This is a genomic window from bacterium (assembly GCA_024224155.1).
In the GTDB taxonomy this organism is placed as follows: domain Bacteria; phylum Acidobacteriota; class Thermoanaerobaculia; order Multivoradales; family JAHEKO01; genus CALZIK01.
The window spans coordinates 1-21,976 of sequence record JAAENP010000211.1; the positions used below are offsets into that span (position 1 = coordinate 1).

Consider the following 21,976-nt stretch of genomic DNA (forward strand, 5'->3'; position numbering starts at 1 on the left):
ATGTCGTGGCGAGTTCGTCGACGAGGTCACAACGTGCCCGGATTGCGGAACCCCTTTGGTTTCGGAGCTTCCCGAAGAGAAGGAAGTGGACGAGCCTTTCGTCAAGGTCTTCCGAAGCGCCGATGCGTCGCTGCTGCCGGTTATCAAATCAGTGCTTTCGGGAGCCGGAATCCCGTATGTGATTCAAGGAGAAGAAGCTCAGGGCCTCTACCCCTTTGGCTCTCTGGGCGGCGGCCAGGACAAGCGGCTTCTGGGCGCCGTGGTTCTCGTACCGGAGACGAGGCGCGAGGCGGCGGAGACGGTGCTCGTCGAGTTCGGCGAAGCCGTTGGCTCCGAAGACCATTCCGACGACGGGTAATACCGCTCTTGACGACTCGGACATAGAATTCCGCCGATGGCCGACGGAACGACGAGAACCCCCCTCACAGCCGCCGACAGCGCGTGGCTGCGGATGGAGGATCCGACCAATCTCATGACCATCACCAGCGTCATGACCTTTCGTCAGCCGTTGGCCTACGAGGACTTCTGTCGCCGGGTGGAGTCGACCTTCCTTACCCACGATCGCTTTCGCATGCGGGTAGCCGATCCCAAGGGCAAGCTCGGCAAGCCCGCTTGGGTGGAGGACGACTTCCGGCTGGAGCGACACATCGTTCGAACCGAGCTGTCACCGGCCAATGACAAGCAGGCTCTTCGAGATCTGGTAAGCGCCGAAATGTCGACACCCCTCGATTTCGGTCGACCGCTGTGGAAGTTCCATTTCATCGAGAGCTTCAGGGGCGGCTCCGCGCTGGTGACTCGAGTTCATCACTGCATCGGCGACGGGATCTCGCTGATGAAGGTCGTTCTCGGGATGACCGATCCGGAGGCCGAGGAGGCGGAGATCACAAAGGTGGGTGTCCACCGGCAGGGAGCCGGAGGTCACGGGCCGGTGACCTCGGGCTCGAAGCTCCTGCGGGCGCTCAAGGCCGGAGGCAGCGCCACGCGTTCGCTGGGACATCTTCTGTCGATGCGCGCGGATCCGAAGACCGCCTTCAAGGGTCCGCTTGGCAAGCAGAAGCGAGCAACCTGGTCGAGGGAGATCCCTCTGCCGACGATCAAGGCGATCGGCAAGAGCATGGGTGCCACGGTCAACGACGTTCTTCTGGCTGCGGTAACCGAGACCTTGCGCACGTATCTGGCCGGGCGCGGTGAGTCGGTGCCCGCGCGGGACGTGCGGGCGGTGGTTCCGGTGAACATCCGCCCTTCCGGAGACGATGAGCTCGGTAACCAGTTCGGCCTGGTCTATCTGGAGCTACCGATCGGGGGGACAAGTTCGAGAGAACGGATCCTGGAGGTCAAAGAGCGGATGGACCGCCTGAAGAAGTCGCCCCAGGCGTTCGTGGTTTACGCGGTGCTCAAGGCTTTGGGCGCGACCCACGGTGGTCTCCAGAGCAAGGTCGTCAAGTTGCTCAGCAAGAACGCGACTGCCGTCATGACCAACGTGCCCGGCCCGCGGCGTCCGCTTCACCTGTGCGGTTGCGAGGTCGACGACATGATGTTTTGGGTGCCGCAGTCCGGCCGTCTCGGTCTCGGCGTCAGTATTCTCAGCTATAACGACCGGGTGCGCGTGGGGGTTGCGACCGACACCGGGTTGGTACCGGATCCCGAAGCACTGACGAAAGGTTTCGAGAGCGCGGTTCGCGAGCTCGAGAGAACCGCCCAGGGTTAGTCGAGTCGGTCCTCGACGCCCCGTCGTCCTTCAGGCTTCCGGTTTCACCGCGTTCAAGAAGAGACACAGCTCGGTCTCATCCGTGGCTATGCGCTGTTCCGAAGGCTCGGGATTGAGCCCCTTGGCAAGGGCGAGCATCGTCTCACCGGTCCGGTACTCGAGGTGCCACGCCAGAACATGCTCCATCATCCAGGTCGTATCGGGGCACTCGGCAAGGTTGCCGAGCCAGAGCTGTCCGCCCGGTCGCAAGTACCGATAGAGCTTTCTGGTGAGCTTCTTGGCGATTGACTGGGGCAAGTAGTCGTAGAGGCCGACCGAGTAGATCAAGTCCACTCCGCTGATGTTTCTCTCGATAAACTCCCTCTCCGGGGCGCCCTGGGGCTGCAGGATTTGGCGGACCGACAGGTGGAGGCAATTGAGCGTGACCTTCGACGCGAAGTCGGCTCCACGCTTCAGGATTTCCCTGCTGACCGCCTCATGGCAGTACTGCATCGTCTCCTCATCCTGGTCGATCAGAACCAGCTCGACCACGGAGTCGATCTTGTCGATCTCTCGTATGAGGTTTTGTAGCTCGACCGCGGGACCACAGGCCAGAGACAGAATTCGCACCGGTCGATCTTGTGAGATCGTCTTGCGGATCACCCGGCGGATCGTGAACTCACGGGTCGTCACCATTCTTCCGAAGGAGTAGTTCTTCGACACATGGTGGAGAAAGCGAGAGTAGATACTCTCTCCGTTGTAACCCTTTTGCAGCATGAGCATCATCATGCGGTAGTCGCCGGCGTACCCCAGAGGCTTCTCGTAGGCCCGCCGGTGCATGGGGCAGGGCGATACGAGCGAGAGGAGCTCGCGGGTCGCGTAGGCTCGAGCAAGCTCCCTGGTGCTTCCATCGAAGACCTTGGATTCACTATGAAGTGTCCGGAGCTGCTCGTGAAAAATAGGGCCCCAGCGGTCGAAAACGCGGTGGAAGAGAGCGTGCTCCTCGTTGGCTCGCACAACGCTGTCCTCGTTGAGCTGGGACTCGGCTTCTTCCACGACCTCTCTGGCACCCTCGAGGAGATGGCGCACCGAGGCGACTCGGGCGCGCCAATCTGCCGGTAGCCTGGTCCCGTATTTCGCGGCTTGCTCGAGATTCAGAGCCAGCCTGGTTTCGACGATCGAGTCACTGAGCTGGAGGAGCTGAAGATCGAACATGCCGGAAGTGAACCGGAGACCTGTCCGGGGCGAGTCGCCGTCGACCTGGTAGACCGCCTGCGCCGTGCCCTTCCAGATTCGGTCGCGCCCGTACGAGATTTCCAGGTCGCTAACCGAGCTGCCGGGCGCGAGAACACAGTCGCCGTTGGGCGCGATCGCGAGACCGGTAGGTGAAAGATCCAATACCGCGAACGGGCCGAGGCAGGCGTCGTCGACGAGAAACTGGCAGGTCAGACCGGCACTCAGCTCCTCGGTGTCAAGGCGCCGGGGACGGTAGCGTAGGGCCTCGGAGCCACCCAGAAGGTCGGGATGAAACGCTCCTGAATGCCGCGCGGAGGGCTTGGAATCAGTCGGCATCTCTGGGAGGCTTGCGCTTTGGGAAGCGATTCGGTTCACACATAGTTGTGGCGAGCTATCTATACTACAGCATCGGGTCGGTCCAAGGTCGTCGAAATATAGGTGTAACTTCCGATTGAACAAGGAAAATTCACAGACCGCCAGCTTTCCGGCGCAGAAGATCAAGCGCGGGCAAGATGCCAAGTTCGAACGGGCCTATCAGCTCGAGATCGATCAGCTTCTGATCGATCGTCTGCGCTTGGCCCTCGGAATCGGCATTCCGATCTACGGCGGTTTCTGGTTCATGGACTTGATCCAGGCGCCCGGGCTCAGCGAGCGCTTCCTCACGATCCGCGCCATCGTGGTGGCCGTAGCCGCGATCACGATCTGGCTCACCCATACCAAGTTCGGCGAGCGAAATCTCGTGCCGATCTCGGTCACGATGGTGGCCACGGCATCGTTCGGCATCTCTCTCATGACGATGTCCGTCGGCGGGTTCGTAAGCGACTACTACTACGGCCACCTTCTGATTCTCTTCCTGGTCGGCCTGTTCATACCGTGGCGGCTGGCGGTGACCGTACTTTTTTGCGGTCTGCTCATGGTCGGCTACTTTGGTGTGAACCTGGCTGTGCACGGAGCCGGCCCCGAAATGATCGCGCCCTCCTTCTTTCTGCTGGCGACGTGCATCTTCACCTGCGTTGCCACTGCCGTGGGAGAGAACTTCCGGCGCCGGGACCTCGCTTTGCGGCGCAGCCTGGAGCAGGCGAACGACGATCTGATGCGGCTGGATGAAGCCAAGACGGCCTTTTTCGCCAACGTCAGCCACGAGCTTCGCACTCCTTTGACGCTCATGCTCGGCCCTGTCGAGACTCTTCTCCAAGAGGAGAGCACCGAAGAGCACCGCACCTTGCTCAGGGCAATGCTGGCGAATACCCATCGACTCTTGCGACACGTCAACCTGCTGCTCGACACCGCGAAGCTCGAAGCCGGGCAGCTGCAGTTGGACCTGGTCGAGTCCAACCTGGCTGCCATGCTCGAGGATTTGGTGACCGCAAGCCTGCCGCATGCCGGGCGAAAGGGAATCGAGATTGCGACCGAAGGCTTGGATTCGATTCCCGAGTTCAGTTTCGACCCCGACAAGGTGGAGATGATCGCGGCCAACCTGCTGTCGAACGCGCTCAAGTTCACGCCTGACGGAGGCCGGATTGCGGTTCGGGCGCGGGTGGAGATCGGTGCGGTCGTCTTCGAGGTGGAAGACAACGGCCCCGGGATTCCGCAAGACCAGCGTGGTTTGATCTTCGATCGATTCCACCAGGTGGACAGCAGCCTGACGCGGAGAGAGGAGGGAACCGGGCTCGGCCTGACCCTGGCGCGCGAGCTTGCCCGGCTCCATGGCGGTGACGTCGTTGTCGAGAGCGAAGCCGGCAGGGGCTCGGTTTTTCGGGTGACCTTACCGCGCGAGGTGGGTGTCGCCGCGGACCGCCGGGTGAATCCACGTCGCCGCGAGGATCAAATGGTCCGGGCGCGAGCCGACGCGCTGGCTCGCCGCGAGTACCAGAGGCGATCGCGAAGCGACACCCTGCTCGCCGACATACGCCAACCGAGGCTCGAACCGGGAGCACTGGCTCAGCACCAGGCGCCGCTGGACGCGCCGACGGTTCTTGTTGTTGACGATAACGCCGATCTGCGAGCCTATCTGGCGAGCGAGCTCTCGAGAGAGTATCGAGTCGAAACCGCTGGAGACGGCGTCGAGGGGCTCAAGAAGGCACTGCACCTTCGACCGCAACTCGTCATATCGGACGTGATGATGCCGGTGATGAATGGCTACGAGCTGTGCCGCCGATTACGCGCCGAGCCAATGTTGAAGGCGACCCCGATCATTCTGGTGACGGCCAAGGCGGGGTCCGAGGCGGTTGTCGAAGGGTTGGAGATCGGCGCCGACGACTACGTCACCAAGCCCTTCTCGATGGAGGAGCTGGAAGCCCGGATTGCCGCTCAACTCCGAGCCAAGAATATGGAGAGTCAGTTGAGCGAGCGCGAGACGCGGCTTGCGGCGATTGGTCATCTGACCAGTACCGTCGTGCACGACCTGCGCAATGCCCTCACCTTGATCAAGGGTTATTCGGACCTCGCGCACTCGATTGCGGTCGGCGGAGGGCAACAAGACGAGCTGGTCGCCGACATCGAGCAGGTGCAGTCCGCGACTCAAAGGTTGCAAAGGATGACGACCGAGATTCTGGAGTATGCGCGCGGCGGCGCCGCGGACCTGAAGCTGACCAAGATCCCGGTCCGCGATTACATCCGCGGGACTCTCGAGCCGATCAAGAAGCACCTGGCCAGCCAGGGAGTCGAGCTGAGGTTCCGAGATGAGCTGCCTTCGAACCTCATGGTCAAACTGGACGCGGATCGATTTGGCAGGATTTTGGAGAACCTGGTCGGCAACGCGCGCGACGCGCTGGTGGATCATTCCGGAGACCGAATCGTCTTCGTGCAGAGCGAGGTCGAGAAGGGCCTCTTTCGGGTTCGGGTTGCCGACACCGGTCCCGGTATTCCCTCGGACCGGGTCGATTCGCTGTTCGAGCCTTTCGCCACCGGCAAGAGGAAAGGTACCGGGCTCGGTCTCGTCACGGTGCGCAACCTAGCCAAGGCTCATGGCGGCTGGGTGGAGGTGGAGCCGAAAGCCGAGGAGGGCGGCGCCGCGTTCACCGTGACGATTCCGATCGGCGACGGGTCGAGAGCGGAACTCGCGGAAGGTCTCGCGAGGGGCGAGGCGCCACGAGCCGCCGTTCCGAGCTAGATCGCTCAGAAACTGAACAGCACGGCCATGTACGTCACATAGCCGCCCAGCAGGAGGAATCCCTCCCAGCGCTCGAGCTTCATGCGCGTAGCCAGGAAGGGCCAGATGAGGGCCGATAGCGCGAGCATGACGACGAGGTCGGGCCAGCTCGCGAGCCAGTCGATCTCGACCGGCCGCACGATGGCGGTGAGGCCGAGGATGCAAAGCACGTTGAAGATGTTCGAGCCGATCAGGTTGCCGAGAACGATGTCGCCTTCCTTCTTGAGGGCCGCGACGATCGAGGCGGCGAGCTCCGGCAGGCTGGTGCCCAGAGCGACCAGCGAGAGGCCGATTACCCGCTCGCTGATCCCGAAGGCGCGCGCGAGGTTGAGGCCTCCACGAATCAGCGACTCGGCGCCGACGAACAAGAGGGCCAGACCGAGGACGACCAGAGCCAGGGCGAGCCACGGTCCTCGGGCCTTCTCACCGTACGCGGTCTCGAATTCCTGCCGCGTCTCCGGTCCGGCGTCGCGGACACCCCAGACCAGGTAGACCAGAAAGACGACCAGAAGCGAGAACAGAAAGAGCCCTTCGAGCCGGCCGATGCGGCTGTCCGCGGCGAGCGGAAACAGGAGTCCTGAGGCGGCCAGCATGAAAGGGACTTCCCGGCGCAGGATCCGGGCCTGGGTCGCCAGCGGCCAGACCAGCGCCGTGCATCCGAGAATCAGGCCGATGTTGGCGATGTTCGAGCCGACGACGTTACCGAAGGCCACGGCCGGTGCGTCTTCGAGCGTTGCCGCCAGGGTCGACGCCAGCTCCGGGCAGGAGGTGCCGAAGGAGACCACGGTCAGTCCGATCACCAGCGGGCTCATGCCAACGGCGCGGGCGAGTTGCACCGAGCCGCGCACCAACGCTTCGCCGCCACCGTAGAGGAGGCCGATGCCCAGCAGGACCAGAAGCACGTCCATTACCTCAGCCGCCTGTCACTCTCAGACTTGTCCACGCCCGAAGCCTCCCAGTCCCGGAGCGGGCATCGAAGCGGCCTTGGGCTTCGAGTCCGGTTCGTCGCGCTCGTCGTCCTCGTCTGCGAACGTCTCTCCGGGGTTGAGAAACCGGTTGCTCTCGAGCCGGTATTGCTTTTCGTAGAGCTCGCGGTAGCGACCGTTGCTCGCCATCAACTCTTCGTGACTACCACCTTCTACGATCTTGCCTTCCTCGAGCACCAGAATCTGATCGGCGTCGCGGATCGTCGAGAGCCGGTGGGCGATAACGAACGTGGTGCGGCCGCTTCTCAGCTCCTGCAGGCCCTCCTGGATGAACTGCTCGCTCTCGCTGTCGAGGCTCGAAGTGGCTTCGTCCAGGACCAGAATACGCGGGTCCGCGAGCATCGCGCGCGCGATCGAGACGCGCTGCCGCTGGCCCCCCGAAAGCTTGACGCCGCGTTCGCCGATGATGGTGTCGTAGCCGTCGGGAAACCCCTCGATGAACTCGTCGCAGTGCGCGAGCTTGGCGACGCGGAGAACCTCTTCGCGCGTCGCCTCCGGCCGGCTGTAGGCGATGTTGTCCGCGAGGGTGCCGTCGAAGAGAAAATCGTCCTGGAGAACGACGGCGAGATTCGAGCGGTAGTCTTTGAGGCGAATCCCGGAAAGATCTTCGCCGTCGACCAGAACGCGCCCTCGGGTCGGCCGGCGAAAGGTCAGGACCAGGGCGATCAGCGTGCTCTTGCCGGCGCCGCTCGAGCCGACCAGGGCGGTCGTCGTCCCCGCCGGGGCTTCGAACGATACGTCGCGCAGCACGGGAACGCCTTCCTTGTACTCGAACCAGACGTCCTCGAAGCGGACCTCGCCGCGGAGCTCGCCGAGGGCCTTGCGGTCTTCTTCATCTTCGTATTCGGTGCTCTGCTGGAGGATCTCGTTGATGCGGTCGAGCCCGGCAAAGGCCTCGGTGATCTGCGTGCCGATGGCGCTCATCTGGACCAGTGGCGTCACCATCAGCCCGGTGAAGATGAGGAACATGAAGAGATCCCCCACGGTCATCACCTCGGCGGCGACGAACCGGACTCCGAGAACGCCGATCGTGAGCGACACGATGGCGAAGATCAGGCTCGCCACGGTCGACATGGAAGAGATGCCGATGACCGTCTTGACGACGAGATCGACAAAGGTCTGGGTCTGACCGGAGAAGGTCTTCTCTTCGCGTGCTTCCGCCGTGTAGGCCTTGACGATCTTGGCGCCATTCAGGGATTCGACCAGGCGCCCGGTGATCTCGGCGTTGATCTTGCCCCGCTCGCGGAAGAGCGGGCGCAGTCGGCTGAACCCGATCACCATGATGATCGCGAAGACGACAAGAAAAGAGATCGTGATCAGGGTGAGGCGCCAGTTGAGCCAAACCAGCACCGAGAACGCGACCGCCGAGGTCAGCACACCCCCGACCAGTTGCACGAACCCGGTTCCGACCAGGTTTCGCACTCCCTCGGGATCGGTCATGATGCGCGAGATCAGCTCGCCGCTTTTGTGGTTCTCGAAAAACTCGATGGGAAGTCGGCCGATGTGACTCTGCACCCGGAGGCGCAAGTTGTTGATCGAGCGCTGAGCCGCCGCACCGAGCAGCACCGCCAGCGAGAAGGACGAGATCGCCTGCACCAGCGCGCCTCCGCCGGCGGCCATCGCGATCAGTGGGAGCAGGTCGTAGCGGCTCTTGCCGATGACCTCGTCGATGAGGTACTTCGACGAGGCCGGAAGGATCATGCCGCACAGGCGCCCGACCACCAGCAGGACCAGGCCCAGGGCGAGCCGCCAGCGGTACGCCCAGATCACTCGCTTGGCCTCGCGCCGCACGGCGGCCAGCGATACTTTCTTCTCTTTCTTCTTCGACTCGTCTTGGCTCAAGAGGCGTGATTCTCCTTGGAGATTTGGTTGCGACTATGATTGTTGCATGAGTGACAAAGCGAGCCCGGTTCGCCGGCCCATCGGCCGGCCCATCAGATGGTGGCCGGCGGCCGTGGTCCTGATTCTGTTCGGCGGATTTCTGGCGCGGACCTGGTGGCTGTTGGACCAGACCCGCCAGTACAGCGTGATGCAGACCATTGCGGCGGTCCTTCTCGCGCTGGTTCTTCTGCTGCTCTGGCTTCTCCTGGCCTCGCGGGCGCCGTGGAAATGGCGGCTGACGGCTCTGGGGCTGGCGATTCTTGCCGGCTTCGGAGCCTCTCAGATGATGACCATTCGCGGGGTTTCCGGAGACCTGGTTCCGATCTTGGGCCTGAAAGGGCGCTCCGAGCGCGATTCGGCCGCGCTGGCCCCCGTTGCTTCAGAAGACCGGGCCGTTCGTGCGTCCGGCCGGTTCGAAGGCAGCGTGCGCGGCGACTATCCGCAGTTTCTGGGTCCGAGTCGCAACGCGAGTGTGACCGGAGTCGAGTTGGCCCGGGACTGGGATGCCGCGCCGCCGCGCGAGATCTGGCGTCGCGCGGTCGGCGCCGGTTGGTCGGGATTCGCCGTCGCGGGTGACTGGGCGATCACCCAGGAGCAGGACGGCGACGAAGAGCAGGTCGTGGCCTACGGCCTCGAGACCGGCGCGGAGCGCTGGCGCCACGCCGACCCGACCCGCTACGAGACCACGATCGGGGGCATGGGCCCGCGCTCGACGCCCACTATCGCCGATGGCGCGGTCTATACCTTGGGCGCCACCGGAATCCTCAACGCGCTCGAGCTCGCGACCGGCAAAAGACTCTGGTCGCATGACATCCTGAAAGAGAACGGCGCCCGCAACCGCGAATGGGGCAAGAGCTGCTCACCGCTGGTTGTCGACGGCCTGGTGGTGGTGAGCGCCGGCGGGGTCTCGAACCAGTCGCTGGTGGCCTACGACCGCGCGACCGGCGAGCTCGCCTGGGCCGCGGGCACCGACACCTCGAGCTACTCTTCACCGGTTCTGGCCGAGCTCGCCGGGCGGCGGCAGATCCTGATGAGAAACCAGGGCTCGATGACCGCCCACGATCCGGCCACCGGAAAGATCCTGTGGTCCGAGAACTGGTCGGCCGAGCAGCCCAACGTCGCCGTGCCCCTGCTCCTGGGCGGCAATCGGGTGCTGTTTTCGAGCGGCTACGGCATCGGCTCGAAGCTCTTCGAGATCGCCGAGAGCAACGGCACCCTGGAACCCCGGCTGCTCTGGGAGAGCCCGCGCCTCAAGGCCAAGTTCACCAACCTGGTCGCGCACAGAGGCTTCGTCTACGGGCTCGACGACGGCGTTCTCGTCTGCCTCGATCCTTCCACCGGCGAGCGCTGCTGGAAAAAAGGCCGCTACGGCCACGGCCAGATGATCCTGGCCCAGGACCTGCTGCTCCTCACCACCGAGAAGGGCGAGGTGGTCTTGATCGAGCCCAATCCCGACGAGCTTCGCGAGCTCGGCCGCATCGCTCCGTTCGAGGGCAAGACCTGGAACCCGGCGGCGCTCGCGGGCTCGCTCCTGCTGCTCCGGACCGACAAGGAAGCCGTGCTCTACGAGCTGCCCGTGCAGGGGTAGAAGGAGCTGGCCCTCTGCTAAGCTGCCGCGATGTTTTCGAAGTCCTTGATCTCCAGAGCCGCTCTGGCGGCGCTTCTCGTTGCCGTCCTGGCGGTGTCCACGGCATGTTCCGGCGGTGGCCCCGGTGAGGGTGAGACGGCCGCTCCGACGAACCGTTTCCTGAGCGTCGGCACGGCGCCGCCCGGCGGCGCGTTCTTCGTGGTCGGCGGCGCGCTGGCCGAGGTGCTGAACGCCCATCCCGGCGCGAGTGGCTGGCAGGTGACCGCCGAGGCGACCAAGGGGACCCAGGAGAACCTGCGCCGGCTCGACAGCGGCGAGCTCGACTTCGCGCTGGCCAACTCGGCGATCAGTTACTTCGCGGTCCGCGGCGAGGGCGCCTGGGAGAAAGAGCTCCCGGTTCGGGTGGTGATGACCCTGGCGCCGAACGTGGCCCTTTTCATCGCGCCCGAGAGCGGTGACGTCAAGACCATCGCCGATCTACGCGGCAAGCGGGTTGTGCTGGGGCCGGCGGGCGCGGGCTTCGACTACTTCCTGCGGCCGATTCTCGGCGCCCACGGACTCACCTATGACGACGTCTCACCGCTCAACGCGACCCAGGCCGGCGCGGTGGATCTTCTGGCCGACGGTTCGGCCGCGGCGGCCTTTCTTGGCGGAGCGGTGCCGACGGCCTCGATCACCCAGGCCTCGTCCTCGCAGAACATCACCTACGTGCCCTTCGACGGCGAGGCGGTTGAGCAACTGTTGGCCGATTATCCGTTCTTCGATCGGGCGACGATTCCCGCCGGGACTTATCGCGGGCTCGACGAGGACTATACCGGCATGAACGTCGGCTCGATGCACCTCGTCACCTCGGCCGCGGTCGACGACGAGCGGGTCTACCAGGTGACCAAGACGATCTACGAGAACCGCGCCGAGGTGGTGGAAAAGCACCCGGCCGGCAAGGCGATCAACCCCAAGGTGGTGGTGCGCGATACCGGCACCGAGTTCCACCCGGGTGCAGTGCGGTTCTATCGTGAGATCGGTATCTGGCCCGCCGCCCCTGCCGGCAACGACGGCGAATGACCCTCGATGAGGGCCTGAGATCGCGGATCGCCGCAGCCGCGGCCGTCGTTCTGCCGATTTTCGCCCTTGCCGAGATCAACTACCCGCATCTCGCGCCCCAGTCGCAGCTCGCGATCTTCGCGGCGCTGGGATTGGTGATCTGCTTTCTGGGGACCCGTCGCAAGCTCGGTGAGCATTCGCCCCTGGCCGCTGCCGCCGACGTGGTCCTGGCCGTCCTGGCCGTAGGGGTCTGCGCCTGGGTCGTCGTCCAGACCGAGCCGTTGTTCGAAGCCTCATGGCTCCTCGGCTCGTCGCTCGGCGACCGCGCGGGTGCCGAGACCGGGCTCGACGTGCTGGTCGGGGCGGTCGGCTTGATCGTGGTTCTCGAGGCCACCCGCCGGACGATCGGTTGGGTGCTGCCGGCACTCGCCGGCGCGTTTCTGCTCTATGCTTACTTCGGGGCCTCGCTCCCCTCGTGGCTTCTCCCCCATCGCGGCTACGGCGCCGAGCGCATCGTGGCGCAGACCTTTCTCCAGAGCCAGGGCGTCTTCGGGATCGCCCTCCGGGTGATGTTCACCTACGTGTTTCTGTTCGTGCTCTTTGGCGCGCTCCTCGAGGCCACCGGCGCGACCGGGTTCATAGTTGAAGCGGCCCGGCGCCTGTTTCGCAAGTCGACCGGCGGCGCGGCCAAGGTCTCGGTGCTCTCGAGCGGCCTGATGGGCTCGCTTTCCGGGAGCGCGGTCGCCAACACCGCGACCACCGGCACCTTCACGATTCCGATGATGCGCAGCTCCGGCTTCCCGCGTCATGTCGCCGGCGGGGTCGAGGCCGCGGCCAGCTCGGGCGGCGCGCTGGTGCCTCCCGTGATGGGCGCCGGTGCCTACATGATGCTTGAGATCGTGACACCGCCCGTGACCTACCTCGAGATCATACAAGCGGCGTTTCTGCCCGCCCTGGTCTACTATTTTTCGATCTTCGCCGTCGTCCATCTGACGGCCCGCCGGTTCAGCGCTTTCGGCTTGGATGGAGAGCCGGAGGAAACGGAAGAGGCGCGACCGGACTCGTCGGCCCCATCGCTTCCGAAGGCCTCGATGTTTCGATTCGAGGGATTGGTATTCATCTCGGCGCTGGGCGGACTGATCCTGTTCCTGCTTCTGGGCTTCTCGGTGTTTCGCGCCGTCAGCCTGGCACTCGCCATGGTGCTCCTGGTCTCGAGCTTCCATCGCGCCACGCGCTTGAACGCGAAACAGCTACTGCTGGCGGTCCTCAAGGCCGGCCGGGATTCGGTGCCGCTGGTGTCGGCGGCGGCGTGTGTCGGGGTCGTCATTGGAGTCGTGACCTTGACCGGAATCGGCACCAGGCTGCCGGCGTTGATCCTGCCGCTGGCGCAGGACCACCTGCTGCTGGCTCTGGGCGCAATTATGCTCTCCTCGATCGTCTTGGGGATGGGCCTGCCCTCGGCGGTCTGCTACCTGCTGCTCGCGACCCTGATCGGTCCGGTCCTGGGCAAGCTCGGGGTCGTGCCGCTCGCGGCACATTTGTTCATCTTCTATTTCGGCATGATGTCGATGGTGACGCCGCCGGTGGCGCTCGCCGCTTACGCCGCGAGCTCGATCTCGGGCTCGTCGTTCTTGAAGACCAGCTGGTCGGCATTCCGCTTCGCGCTGGTCGGGTTCGTACTGCCCTATATCTTCGTCCTGCGCCCGGCGCTCCTGATGCTCGCCCCGGATGGCTCCCGGGCGCCGCTGGGAGACACGATCGCCGCGCTGGCGATCGCTCTCCTGGGAGTCCTGCCGCTGGCCGCGGCGATCACCGGCCGACTCTTCACCGAGCTCAAGGCGGCCGAGCGGATCGGGTTGTTCGCGGTGGCGGTCTTTACGCTCCTGCCCGGAGGCGCCGGCACCATGGGCTGGAGCTTCGCCTGGTGGAACCTGGCGGCGGTGGCGCTGTACGTGGCGGCGCTCGCCTGGGACCGGCGCAGGTTGAAGAGAGGTCTCGGCTTACGGGCGACCACCTAGGCGATGAGCGCGACCAGCGCCGGATTCTCTCAATCGTTGAAGAACTTCGCTACGATCCGCTCCACGGTCCGCTTGCTGCGGAACGTCATCGGCCCCAGCACGGCTTCGATCGCGGCCAGGTCGAGCTCGGATTCCAACATGTACCCGAGCGGCAGCCAGAAGAGCTCGCTGCCGTGGATCGTGAGCCGATCCTGTTCGGTTGCCAGTCCCGATACCGCTTGGCGAGCCGGGGAGGTCGGCCTGTTCGAGAGCATAGCCACCTGTATTCTTCCTACGGACTCTTCGCGCACCTGTTGCGCGAACGGCTCTCGCTGGGCAATTGCGCGAATCTCGTCCGCTGCGCGCAGGAACGTCGGTACTGCGTAGCCCAGTGAACACGCAAGACTTTCTTCGATGCGACGGGCGAGCACACTCGGCTCGTCCGGCGCGTCGAAGATGACGTTGCCACTTGCCATAAAGGCTGAGACGTTGGCGAACCCGAGGGCCTCGAAGTGGCTGCAGAGTGCGGGATTCTTGATTCGATGGCCGCCGACGTTCATTCCGCGCAAGAAAGCGACGTGCCTTGTCATCGGGAGCTTCTCGCTTAGTCGCCCTTGAGCGCCGGCAACAGCGGTGCTCGAACGGTGCCGGCGACCGCGAAAATGCTGGCCAGCATGCCGACCACGAAGACCAGGAGGATGGTTGCGGCGAGCGACAGCCCCGGCAGCTGATGGCCTTCGGAAAGCAGGTTGGGCAGGACGCCGACGATGCCGGCGATCGTGCCGATGGCGATACCGACCATCAGCAGGACGCCGTTCTCGGCGAGCACCATGCGGGCGAGCAGTCCGGAGCGGAACCCGAAGGCCCGCAGGGTGGCGAGCTCGCTGCGGCGCTCGAGAACGTTCCTGAGCAGCACCACGCCCAGTCCGATGGTGCCGAGCAGCAGCCCGAGGCCGCCGAGAGTTTGGAAGGTGGCGATATAGGTATTCTCGACCGCCTGAAAGCTCGCGATGCGCTCGGCCGAGGAGGTGACGTCGAAGCCGAACCGGTCGAGATTGCCCTCCAGGATCTCGGTGACGGTTCCCTGCGCGAGGTCGTCGCCCGCGGGAGATTCGACCAGGAAGAACGAGTAGCCGGTCTGGCGAGGAAAGTGTTCGAGGAAGTTCTGCTCCGAGACCAGCAGTTCGCTTTGAAAGATGCTCTTCTTGAGCAGCCCGACGAGGCGCAGACGCACTTCCTCTCCGTTTTGGCTCTCGAGGACGAGGTCTTTGCCGAGACCGAGGTGGAGGATCCAAACCGCCGAGTTGTAGTCGGCGATCGCGGGGATCACGCCGGGCTCGAGCTCGCGCTGGAGCAGCTCCCAGGGATTCTCGACGTCTTCGGAAGCGGACTGGAAGGAGAAGCCTCCGCGCGCGATCATCTCGTCCGAAACTCCGAGAACGTTGGGCCGGCCGGGTCGGTAGAGATTGAGGCAGCTGGCGTCTTCGCCCGGCAGGCGGCGGAGCGGCCAGATCTGCGAGCCCGCCAGGATCGCGGAGTCTTCACGCGAGAGTCCGAGCCCGGAATGTAGCTCCGAGTCGTTGAGGTCGACGTGGATCGAAACGTCGCTCTCGGCAAGCAGCCGGAAGCCGCCGGCGCCGGAGTCTCGCGAGTCGGCGTCGACGACCCCGCTTCGGCGGTTGGCTCCGACGATCACCAAGAGAAAAACCGCGCTCGCGATCAGGGCGACACTCGCCAGGCTCCGGCCCGGGTTGCGGCCGCTGTTGCGCGCACCCATCGCAATCACCGGCCTTCGTCCGAGCATGCCGGAGAGCCGACTCGCCGAGCGCTTGCCGTAGCGCAGCCAATTGGCCAACAGGGCTATTCCGGCGATGAGCAGAAGAAAGCCGATTCCCATGGCGACGAGCGGCAGGGCCTGGGTACCCAGAAACGGTGCGACCGCGAGCAGGACGATCGCCGTCGCGGCCGCCACCCACGCAATCCTCCGAGACGACACCCAGGCAGGTTTCGCTCGCACCGCTTCGACCGCGCCGGCGAGAAGACTCGGGGCCGGAACCCGTCTCAGGTTGCGCAGCGCGAGCCAGAGAGTGAATGCGACGGTCAGAACCGAAGCCAGCCAGCCGATCGCGAGCGAGATCGGAGCCAGGTGGAGCGCGAGCCCGGTCGTGCCAACCGCCGACAGCCACCAGCTTCGAAGAGCCGCCAACATGGCGGCGGCGTAGCCGGCGGCCGCGGCGACGCCGAGGAGAGAACCGACCGCTGCAAGCACGAGGCCCTCGACCAGGAAGCGGCGTCGAACCTTGGCCTCCGGGAAGCCGACCGCGCGTAACAGACCAACCTCGCGGGCGCGTTGCTCGACTCCGAGCCGAAAGAGCAGGGCCACCAGAAGCGCTGCCGAACCGATCAGGAAAAAACTTAGAGCCAAGAACAGACCGCCGAAGTCGGTAGCCCCGCGGGCGGCCTCGAGACCGTCGGCACGCAGATCGAGGATCGTCAGCCCACTGCCACGCGCCAGTCGCCGGGGCAGGTCCTCGCGCAGCAGACGCTCGAGACCTTCGGTCGAGCCGCCCGGTGCGGGTGCGATCTCCACGGTGGTGGTGTGACCGAAGCGGCTCGACCAGAGCTTGCGTCCGGTGGCTAGCGAGACGAAGGCCTTGGGCGCGGCGCGGTAGAGGTCCCAGTACTCCTCGTCGCGGTCTCGAATCCGCCCCAGCTCGACCGGAAACGGCGGATCCCAAGCGGCGATGTCTTCGGCATCGGCCATGCCGGGGAAATCGGGCGTGAGACCGGGGTCGACGGCCGGCCCGGCAAGGGCCGCGACACCGGCGAGCTCGAGCGTTACGGTCTTCTCAGAGAGCTCGTCGCGGGCCCCGAGCTTGTAGTAGGTGAGCTGGATAGGTTGACCGAGCCCGGCGTCGAGGTCGGTGCCTGGACCGGTGAGATCGCCGGGGTCGACTCCGAGATCTTCGGCCGCCCAGGCGTCGACGACGATCTGGTCTTCGGCCAGCCGAGGAACCGAATCGCCGCTCGTCAGCGTCAAGGCCGGCAGCCCCGAGAGCCCCGGTAGACGCAACCGCGAATCGCCTACCGGATCTAGCGCCGTGATGGTGGTGTAGGGCACCGAGCCGTTCGGCGAGGTGAGTGAGTTGGCGAGGTAGGTGAGCGACGGACGCAGGGCCAGCCCGTTGTCCTCGGCAAGCTCGATGACCGTCTCCGTGGTGGCATCGGCGAGCACGAACTGCCGGCTGCCCAGGCGAAAGCCATACTCGGTAGGCTCGAGCATGAGTGAGAGGTCCTCCAACTCGACGGTCTCGGCTACCAGCTCGGCCACGCTGGTTCGGCTCGAGTCGGCTGTTTCTGTATCCGAAGACATCAGGAAGGTGTTGACGCGCCCTCGGTGGTCTCGGCCCAGGAGTGCCCTCTGAAGTCGTTCCAACTCGACGAACAGGTTGCGCGGAGCGGCTTGCTGGGGACTGAAGCGAAAGCCGCCGGCGCCGGTGTCCGGCATGATGGCGGTTACCGCAAGACGGAAGCGCTCGATGGTGTCCTCGGCCTCTTCGCGTCCGACCAGCGTTTCGCGCGGTACCTCCGCCGGTCGCTCGACCGCTACTAGGACGGTGTCACCGGCTTGGAGGTCGAGCTCGCGGGCCAGGGCCTCGTTGACGATCGCAGAGGGCGCGATTCGTCCAACGCTCTGCTCGAAGGCGAACGCCCCGGTTTTCGGAAAGAGATCCCAGAAGCCGGCGCTCACGCCGAAGATCTGGACCTCCGAGGCGCGTCGCTGACGGTCGTCACTGTCACGGTGCCGCACGGATCCTCTGACGGAGATGGCTGGCTCGATTCGAAGACCGCTCGCGGTACCGTCTCCGGCTTGGGCCGCGAGGTCTTCGGCCAGCTCGCTACGAATGAAACCGTCGCTGACGACGGCCTGGTCCACTTCACCGAGTCGATCCAGGACCAGATCGCTGAGACTGCCGCGAACCGAATCCCCGACGATGAGAGCGCCGGTCAAGACCGCACAGGCCACCGCGGCTCCGATTGTCACCGCCAGGTGAGAGCGCCAGAAGTGGATGAGCCCGCGCATCAGATGTCCGAGAGCTTGCCGTCGACCAGGTCGAACCGGCGTCGGAATTGCGATGCGAGCTCCTGATTGTGAGTCACCACGATCAGGACGTTGCCGGCTTCGCGATGAAGCTCGAACAAGAGCTTCGCCACGCCGTCGGCGTTCGCGCGGTCGAGGTTGCCGGTGGGCTCGTCGCACAGCACTACCTTGGGCCCCTGGACCAGAGCTCGCGCCACCGCGGCCCGTTGGCGCTCACCTCCGGAGAGCTGCGCCGGCCGGTGAGAAAGGCGGTGGCTCAGGCCCACCCGTTTGAGAAGTTCGCGCGCCGTCGCTTCGGCGGAGTCGGGCGGCGGCGGGAAGGCGAGTGTCGGCAAGAGGACGTTCTCCAGCACGGTGTATTGCGGCAGGAGATGGTGCTCCTGGAAAACGAATCCCAGGGTGCGATTGCGGAAGCGAGCGAGCTCCTTTTCGGCGAGATCGAAGGGACTCCTGCCGTCGATTGCGATCGTCCCGGATGTGGGTGTGTCGAGAGCTCCCAGAAGATGGAGGAGGGTGCTCTTGCCGGAGCCGGACGGGCCCGTGACGGCAACCGCCTCGTTCTCTCCGAGCTCGAACGAGATTCCATCGAGCACCCTCACCGTCTCATCGCCGGTTGAGAAGCTCTTGTGGAGGTCCTGAACGCGAAGTGCTTTCGCTTCGGTCATGGCGTGTCTCCTGCCCCTGATGTCTTTCCGGAGTCGGATGTGCCCACAAGCGCCGCTCGGAGCTTGTCGGCGATGACGTCGGGAATTGGAATTGTCTGGAGAGCGCCGTTGTCCCCGAGGACGCAGCAGACCGAAGACATCTTGCCTTCGGCCACCTGCTCGCCACGGCAATGGAAGCCGAAGCGGTAGGTCATGGACTTCGTGCCCTGACGCTCGATGAAGACTCGAACCTCGAGCTCGTCTCCGAATCGAACCGGCTTGAGGTACTTGCAGTGAGCGTCGACCCGCGGCCAGCCGATCGTCCGGTTGTCCTGTTCGAGGTGAACCGTGGTACCCAGCGATCTCAGGAGCTCGTGCTCGGCGGTCTCCATGAAAACGAAGAAGCGGGAGAAGTGGATATTGCCGCTGACATCGGTGTCGACGAACTCGATGCGGCGGCGATAGGTGTGGACGGGCTGCTTGGTGACGCTCACGGACACCAGAATACTGCAGATAGGAGCGAGCGGGCCGCCCACACCTGTGCCCGCGGTGGGGCCCGCTCTGCTCCGCTAGCCGTCGATCAGGGTCTGGTAGAGCGCAGCCGTGGCTTCCGCCATCGGCTCTTCGCCGAAGCGCCCGAGGACGGCGGCTCGGCCGGCTTCGCCGAGACGACTCCTTTCGTCGGGCGCGTCGAGGAGTTCTCGCAGCCCCTCGGCCAGGGCCTCGACCGAGCGCGGCTCGACCAGGGTGCCACCGCCGATGGCTCGAATCATCTCCGGGAAGGACCCGTGTTCGGGCTGGACGACCGGCACCGCGTTGGCCATGGCCTCGAGAACCGAAATGCCCTTGGCTTCGCGGTAGACGGTCGGCACCGAGAAGACGTCGAGCGAGCGCAGAAACGAGATCTTGGCGCGTCGATCGACCTCGCCGAGAAAGTCGAAGCGCTCGATCAGACCGGCCTCGTGGAGCTTTCTTTCCAGGTCCAGATAGTAGGAGCGATCCTTGGCACCGAGATAGCCGGCGACCCGCAACCGAAGATCTTCGCGCCCGTCTTCCGCGGCCAGGACCAGGAAGGCGTCGACCAGAATGTGGAGGCCCTTCTCGGGGCAGATCCGCGCAAGGTAGCCGATCGAGAGCGACTCACCGGCTCCTCGGTCGGCAAGTGGCTCGCGGTGCCCGTCGAGCTTGAGGCCCAGCGGTACTACGGTGAGCTTGTGGCGCTCGACGCCAAGCAGTTCGGCCATTCTGTCGGCGTAGAACTCGTTGGGGGCGAGAAAGATGTCGGCATCTTGCGCACGTGCGCGCATCTCGGCGACGACTTTTTCGCGATACGCGGACGGAAGATCATCGATGAAGAGATCCTCTCCCTGCACCGCAACCACAACCGGAACTCCCAGCTCTTGTTTGAGTCTGCGTACAAGGCCCAGAAACATCGAGTTCGTGATGTGGACGACGTCGGGCTTGAACTCGTCTCGCAGCCAGCCGACCAGCTCGTCGAGCTCTTTGTGGGCCGATCCGTTTTCGCCCTGAAGCACACCCAGGGCGAGCTCGCCGAGCTCGCGGGCATCGGTCGAACCGCCGAACTTCGCTGCGAGGTTGAGCAAGAAAGGACGGTTCAAGAGCCAGTCGATCGCCGCGTGGCGAGTCCGAAAGAACTCGCTCTTCTGCTCCAGGTAGACCCCGACGGCGCCGTAGAACACCCGTTTTCCGCTGACACTGGCCTCGTCGGTGCGGATCGGTGTGTAGGTGGGCAGAAGCGCCACCTCGTGACCGAATTTCTGCAGCTGCGCCGCGACCGTGTTGTCATGAATACACGAGCCGCAGTACATGCCACCGGCGCCGGCGGCGATATAGGCGATCCTCATCGGGGGATTCGGGGACACCATTCACATGGTGTCCCCTCCCAACTGGTTTTCAGTAGACGCTGGCTCACGGTCCTATTCGAAGAATCTCGCCAGATGTTCTTCGGGTGGCGCCTCGGAGAGCAGCGATCCCACCACCATCGCGGTTGCCGAGGCTGCCAGGATCACCGCGACCGGCATGATGCCGATTCCCAACACCGTATAGCCGGGCCACCCCGCCTGGGCGAAGAAGCAAATCCAGAGGCCCGCGGTGACCAGAACCGCCGCGAACGCTCCGGTACGGGTGCTTCGCTTCCAGTACAGGGCGGCGACGATGACCGGTGTCAGCGCCGCGAAGCCGGTGAAAGACCAGACACCGAGCTTGAACAGGCTGCGGTCGACGGTGAGGGAGAGAGTCAGTGCCACCGCGAAGATTCCGAGGACGAAGATCCGGCCCACGAGAATCGACCGCCGGTCGCCGAGGTGATCGTGGAAGCCGTAATGCCGGACGATGTCGCGAGTGAACATGGTGCTCAGCGACAGTACCTGGGAGTCGAGCGAAGACATTACCGCGGCGAAGACGCCCGCTGCCAGCATACCGGCCATGGCTCCGGGGGCGTACTCGCCGATCATCTTGACCAGCACGGCGTTGGCCTCGGGACCAACCAGGCCCGGAAAATCCAGGTTGCCCAGGAGGCCGAGCACCACGCTCGGAATCCAGACGATGGCGACACATATGGGATAGGCGACGATCGGAAGCCGGAACGCGCGCTCGCTTCTCGCGGTCAACCAGTGCATGAAGATATGCGGAAACATCGCCACCGAGAGCGGAATCGCGGTGTAGGTCAGGAGCTCGAGCGGTGCGATGTGTTGACCGCGCGCCAGGAGATCCGGAGAGGTCTTGTCGAGGCGTTCCATGGCGCTGCCGAGCCCGCCGAGCTTGTGGGTGATCAGAAAGAAGGTCACGGCACCGAGTGTCATGAACACCAGGGTCTGGAACGTGTTGGCCCAGGCGGTGCCGCGCAGGCCGCCGATCGAGACGTAGCCCAGGACGACCACCGACATCAGGACGCTGCCTACCCATTCCGGGGTAGCGCCGCCGGTGATCTGCGCCAGCGTGATGCCGCCGCCCTTGATGCCGATCAGGAGATAGGGAACCAGAAGAACGACCATGACCGCGAAGAGAAGGAGGCCCAGCCCGTCGGATTGCCAGCGGTCGCGAAAGAACTCGACCTGGGTCAGATAGCCGTGTCGCTCGCCCAGTCGCCAGACGCGGGGAGCCAGAAACAGGAAGGCCAGAGGCACGACGAGAGCAGACGACGAGGCCATCAGCGCGAAGACCCCAACGCCCCGATGGTAGGCCTCGCCGGAGGCTCCAAGTAGCGAAAAGGCCGTCATGTGGGTCCCGAAAAGGGACATCAATAGCAGGAACGGACCGATGGTGCGCGAGGCGAGAAAGAAATCCACGCCGGTGCCTCTGAACAGGCGATGGCTGAGGATGCCGATACTGAAGACGGTCGCCAGATAGAGAAGGACGATCGCCAGAGTCATTGCCGCCGCCTCGAAATAAAGGCAGCCAGCACCATCGAGACCAGAACGCAGTAGCCGAGGTGATAGAGGAGTCCGATCGGCAGCCCCGCGATCAGGCTGGGGTTGTCCCGCAGCCAGAAGTCCTGATGCAGCGCGAAAAGGACGACCACGACAAGGGCGAAGAGCCCAGTGGTTTTGAAGAGACGGCTGTCCGGTACCGGTTTCATGGAACCACGAAGGCTACACGATCGGGGACACGATTCCTTCGTGTCCCCTCCCGACTGCTGCAGGG

Annotated in this window: 16 protein-coding genes; 6 read left to right on the forward strand and 10 right to left on the reverse strand. The window is 64.6% G+C overall.

All coding sequences use genetic code 11. The features are described 5' to 3' along the window. On the forward strand, positions 1–358 hold a 358-nt coding region (locus tag GY769_11565; protein ID MCP4202559.1), incomplete at its 5' end, for a DUF2007 domain-containing protein. 36 nt (positions 359–394) lie between these two features. Beyond that, on the forward strand, positions 395–1,708 hold the full coding sequence (locus GY769_11570) for a wax ester/triacylglycerol synthase family O-acyltransferase (GenBank protein MCP4202560.1): 1,314 nt from the start codon (positions 395–397) through the stop codon (positions 1,706–1,708). A 30-nt stretch (positions 1,709–1,738) separates the two neighbouring features. Here the strand turns inward: GY769_11570 and GY769_11575 are convergent, their stop codons facing one another. After that, the gene (locus tag GY769_11575) at positions 1,739–3,259 is read right to left on the reverse strand and encodes a class I SAM-dependent methyltransferase (protein MCP4202561.1); all 1,521 of its coding nucleotides are present in this window, start codon (positions 3,257–3,259) and stop codon (positions 1,739–1,741) included. A gap of 115 nt (positions 3,260–3,374) precedes the next feature. On the opposite strand from GY769_11575, the gene GY769_11580 reads away from it, so the two are divergent. Continuing rightward, positions 3,375–6,035 carry a response regulator gene (locus GY769_11580; protein MCP4202562.1) on the forward strand — a complete coding sequence of 887 codons (2,661 nt, stop codon included), beginning with the start codon at positions 3,375–3,377 and terminating at the stop codon, positions 6,033–6,035. A gap of 5 nt (positions 6,036–6,040) precedes the next feature. Here GY769_11580 and GY769_11585 read toward each other — a convergent pair whose 3' ends face one another. Continuing rightward, a complete protein-coding gene (locus tag GY769_11585) occupies positions 6,041–6,982 on the reverse strand; it encodes a calcium/sodium antiporter (protein MCP4202563.1) in 942 nt (313 codons plus the stop codon). 21 nt (positions 6,983–7,003) lie between these two features. Then, entirely contained in the window at positions 7,004–8,902 is a 1,899-nt protein-coding gene (locus tag GY769_11590) for an ABC transporter ATP-binding protein (GenBank protein MCP4202564.1), read from the reverse strand. A 46-nt stretch (positions 8,903–8,948) separates the two neighbouring features. Between GY769_11590 and GY769_11595 the strand changes: the two genes are divergently transcribed. From GY769_11595 to GY769_11605, 3 genes are read left to right on the forward strand one after another with little or no spacing between them, the layout of a single operon-like run. Next, positions 8,949–10,529, forward strand: a complete 1,581-nt coding sequence (locus tag GY769_11595; GenBank protein ID MCP4202565.1) for a PQQ-binding-like beta-propeller repeat protein — start codon at positions 8,949–8,951, stop codon at positions 10,527–10,529. A 30-nt stretch (positions 10,530–10,559) separates the two neighbouring features. Further along, on the forward strand, positions 10,560–11,591 hold the full coding sequence (locus tag GY769_11600) for a TAXI family TRAP transporter solute-binding subunit (protein ID MCP4202566.1): 1,032 nt from the start codon (positions 10,560–10,562) through the stop codon (positions 11,589–11,591). After that, entirely contained in the window at positions 11,588–13,588 is a 2,001-nt protein-coding gene (locus GY769_11605) for a TRAP transporter fused permease subunit (GenBank protein ID MCP4202567.1), read from the forward strand. The genes GY769_11600 and GY769_11605 overlap by 4 nt, the downstream gene beginning before the upstream one ends. 29 nt (positions 13,589–13,617) lie before the next feature. Here GY769_11605 and GY769_11610 read toward each other — a convergent pair whose 3' ends face one another. The 7 genes from GY769_11610 to GY769_11640 form a co-directional block, all read right to left on the reverse strand. Next, positions 13,618–14,157 carry a DUF1697 domain-containing protein gene (locus GY769_11610; GenBank protein ID MCP4202568.1) on the reverse strand — a complete coding sequence of 180 codons (540 nt, stop codon included), beginning with the start codon at positions 14,155–14,157 and terminating at the stop codon, positions 13,618–13,620. Positions 14,158–14,171: 14 nt separating this feature from the next. Continuing rightward, on the reverse strand, positions 14,172–17,651 hold the full coding sequence (locus GY769_11615; protein MCP4202569.1) for an ABC transporter permease: 3,480 nt from the start codon (positions 17,649–17,651) through the stop codon (positions 14,172–14,174). Continuing rightward, the gene (locus GY769_11620) at positions 17,651–18,334 is read right to left on the reverse strand and encodes an ABC transporter ATP-binding protein (GenBank protein ID MCP4202570.1); all 684 of its coding nucleotides are present in this window, start codon (positions 18,332–18,334) and stop codon (positions 17,651–17,653) included. The genes GY769_11615 and GY769_11620 overlap by 1 nt, the downstream gene beginning before the upstream one ends. Continuing rightward, positions 18,331–18,807 (reverse strand): acyl-CoA thioesterase, encoded by a 477-nt coding sequence (locus GY769_11625; protein MCP4202571.1) that lies wholly within the window; start codon positions 18,805–18,807, stop codon positions 18,331–18,333. Before GY769_11625 ends, GY769_11620 begins: the two co-directional genes overlap by 4 nt. 75 nt (positions 18,808–18,882) lie before the next feature. Continuing rightward, positions 18,883–20,178 carry a glycosyltransferase family 4 protein gene (locus tag GY769_11630; GenBank protein ID MCP4202572.1) on the reverse strand — a complete coding sequence of 432 codons (1,296 nt, stop codon included), beginning with the start codon at positions 20,176–20,178 and terminating at the stop codon, positions 18,883–18,885. A gap of 72 nt (positions 20,179–20,250) precedes the next feature. After that, the gene (locus GY769_11635) at positions 20,251–21,705 is read right to left on the reverse strand and encodes a sodium:solute symporter family protein (GenBank protein MCP4202573.1); all 1,455 of its coding nucleotides are present in this window, start codon (positions 21,703–21,705) and stop codon (positions 20,251–20,253) included. Continuing rightward, on the reverse strand, positions 21,702–21,911 hold the full coding sequence (locus GY769_11640) for a hypothetical protein (GenBank protein MCP4202574.1): 210 nt from the start codon (positions 21,909–21,911) through the stop codon (positions 21,702–21,704). The genes GY769_11635 and GY769_11640 overlap by 4 nt, the downstream gene beginning before the upstream one ends. Positions 21,912–21,976: the final 65 nt, after the last annotated feature.

What these genes read in the sequence shown, in the direction of transcription:
- GY769_11570 (MCP4202560.1), top strand. Translation starts at nt 395, where the DNA reads ATGGCCGACGGAACGACGAGAACCCCCCTCACAGCCGCCGACAGCGCG.
- GY769_11575 (MCP4202561.1), bottom strand. Translation starts at nt 3,259, where the DNA reads ATGCCGACTGATTCCAAGCCCTCCGCGCGGCATTCAGGAGCGTTTCAT.
- GY769_11585 (MCP4202563.1), bottom strand. Translation starts at nt 6,982, where the DNA reads ATGGACGTGCTTCTGGTCCTGCTGGGCATCGGCCTCCTCTACGGTGGC.
- GY769_11595 (MCP4202565.1), top strand. Translation starts at nt 8,949, where the DNA reads ATGAGTGACAAAGCGAGCCCGGTTCGCCGGCCCATCGGCCGGCCCATC.
- GY769_11600 (MCP4202566.1), top strand. Translation starts at nt 10,560, where the DNA reads ATGTTTTCGAAGTCCTTGATCTCCAGAGCCGCTCTGGCGGCGCTTCTC.
- GY769_11605 (MCP4202567.1), top strand. Translation starts at nt 11,588, where the DNA reads ATGACCCTCGATGAGGGCCTGAGATCGCGGATCGCCGCAGCCGCGGCC.
- GY769_11610 (MCP4202568.1), bottom strand. Translation starts at nt 14,157, where the DNA reads ATGACAAGGCACGTCGCTTTCTTGCGCGGAATGAACGTCGGCGGCCAT.
- GY769_11615 (MCP4202569.1), bottom strand. Translation starts at nt 17,651, where the DNA reads ATGCGCGGGCTCATCCACTTCTGGCGCTCTCACCTGGCGGTGACAATC.
- GY769_11620 (MCP4202570.1), bottom strand. Translation starts at nt 18,334, where the DNA reads ATGACCGAAGCGAAAGCACTTCGCGTTCAGGACCTCCACAAGAGCTTC.
- GY769_11630 (MCP4202572.1), bottom strand. Translation starts at nt 20,178, where the DNA reads ATGAGGATCGCCTATATCGCCGCCGGCGCCGGTGGCATGTACTGCGGC.
- GY769_11635 (MCP4202573.1), bottom strand. Translation starts at nt 21,705, where the DNA reads ATGACTCTGGCGATCGTCCTTCTCTATCTGGCGACCGTCTTCAGTATC.
- GY769_11640 (MCP4202574.1), bottom strand. Translation starts at nt 21,911, where the DNA reads ATGAAACCGGTACCGGACAGCCGTCTCTTCAAAACCACTGGGCTCTTC.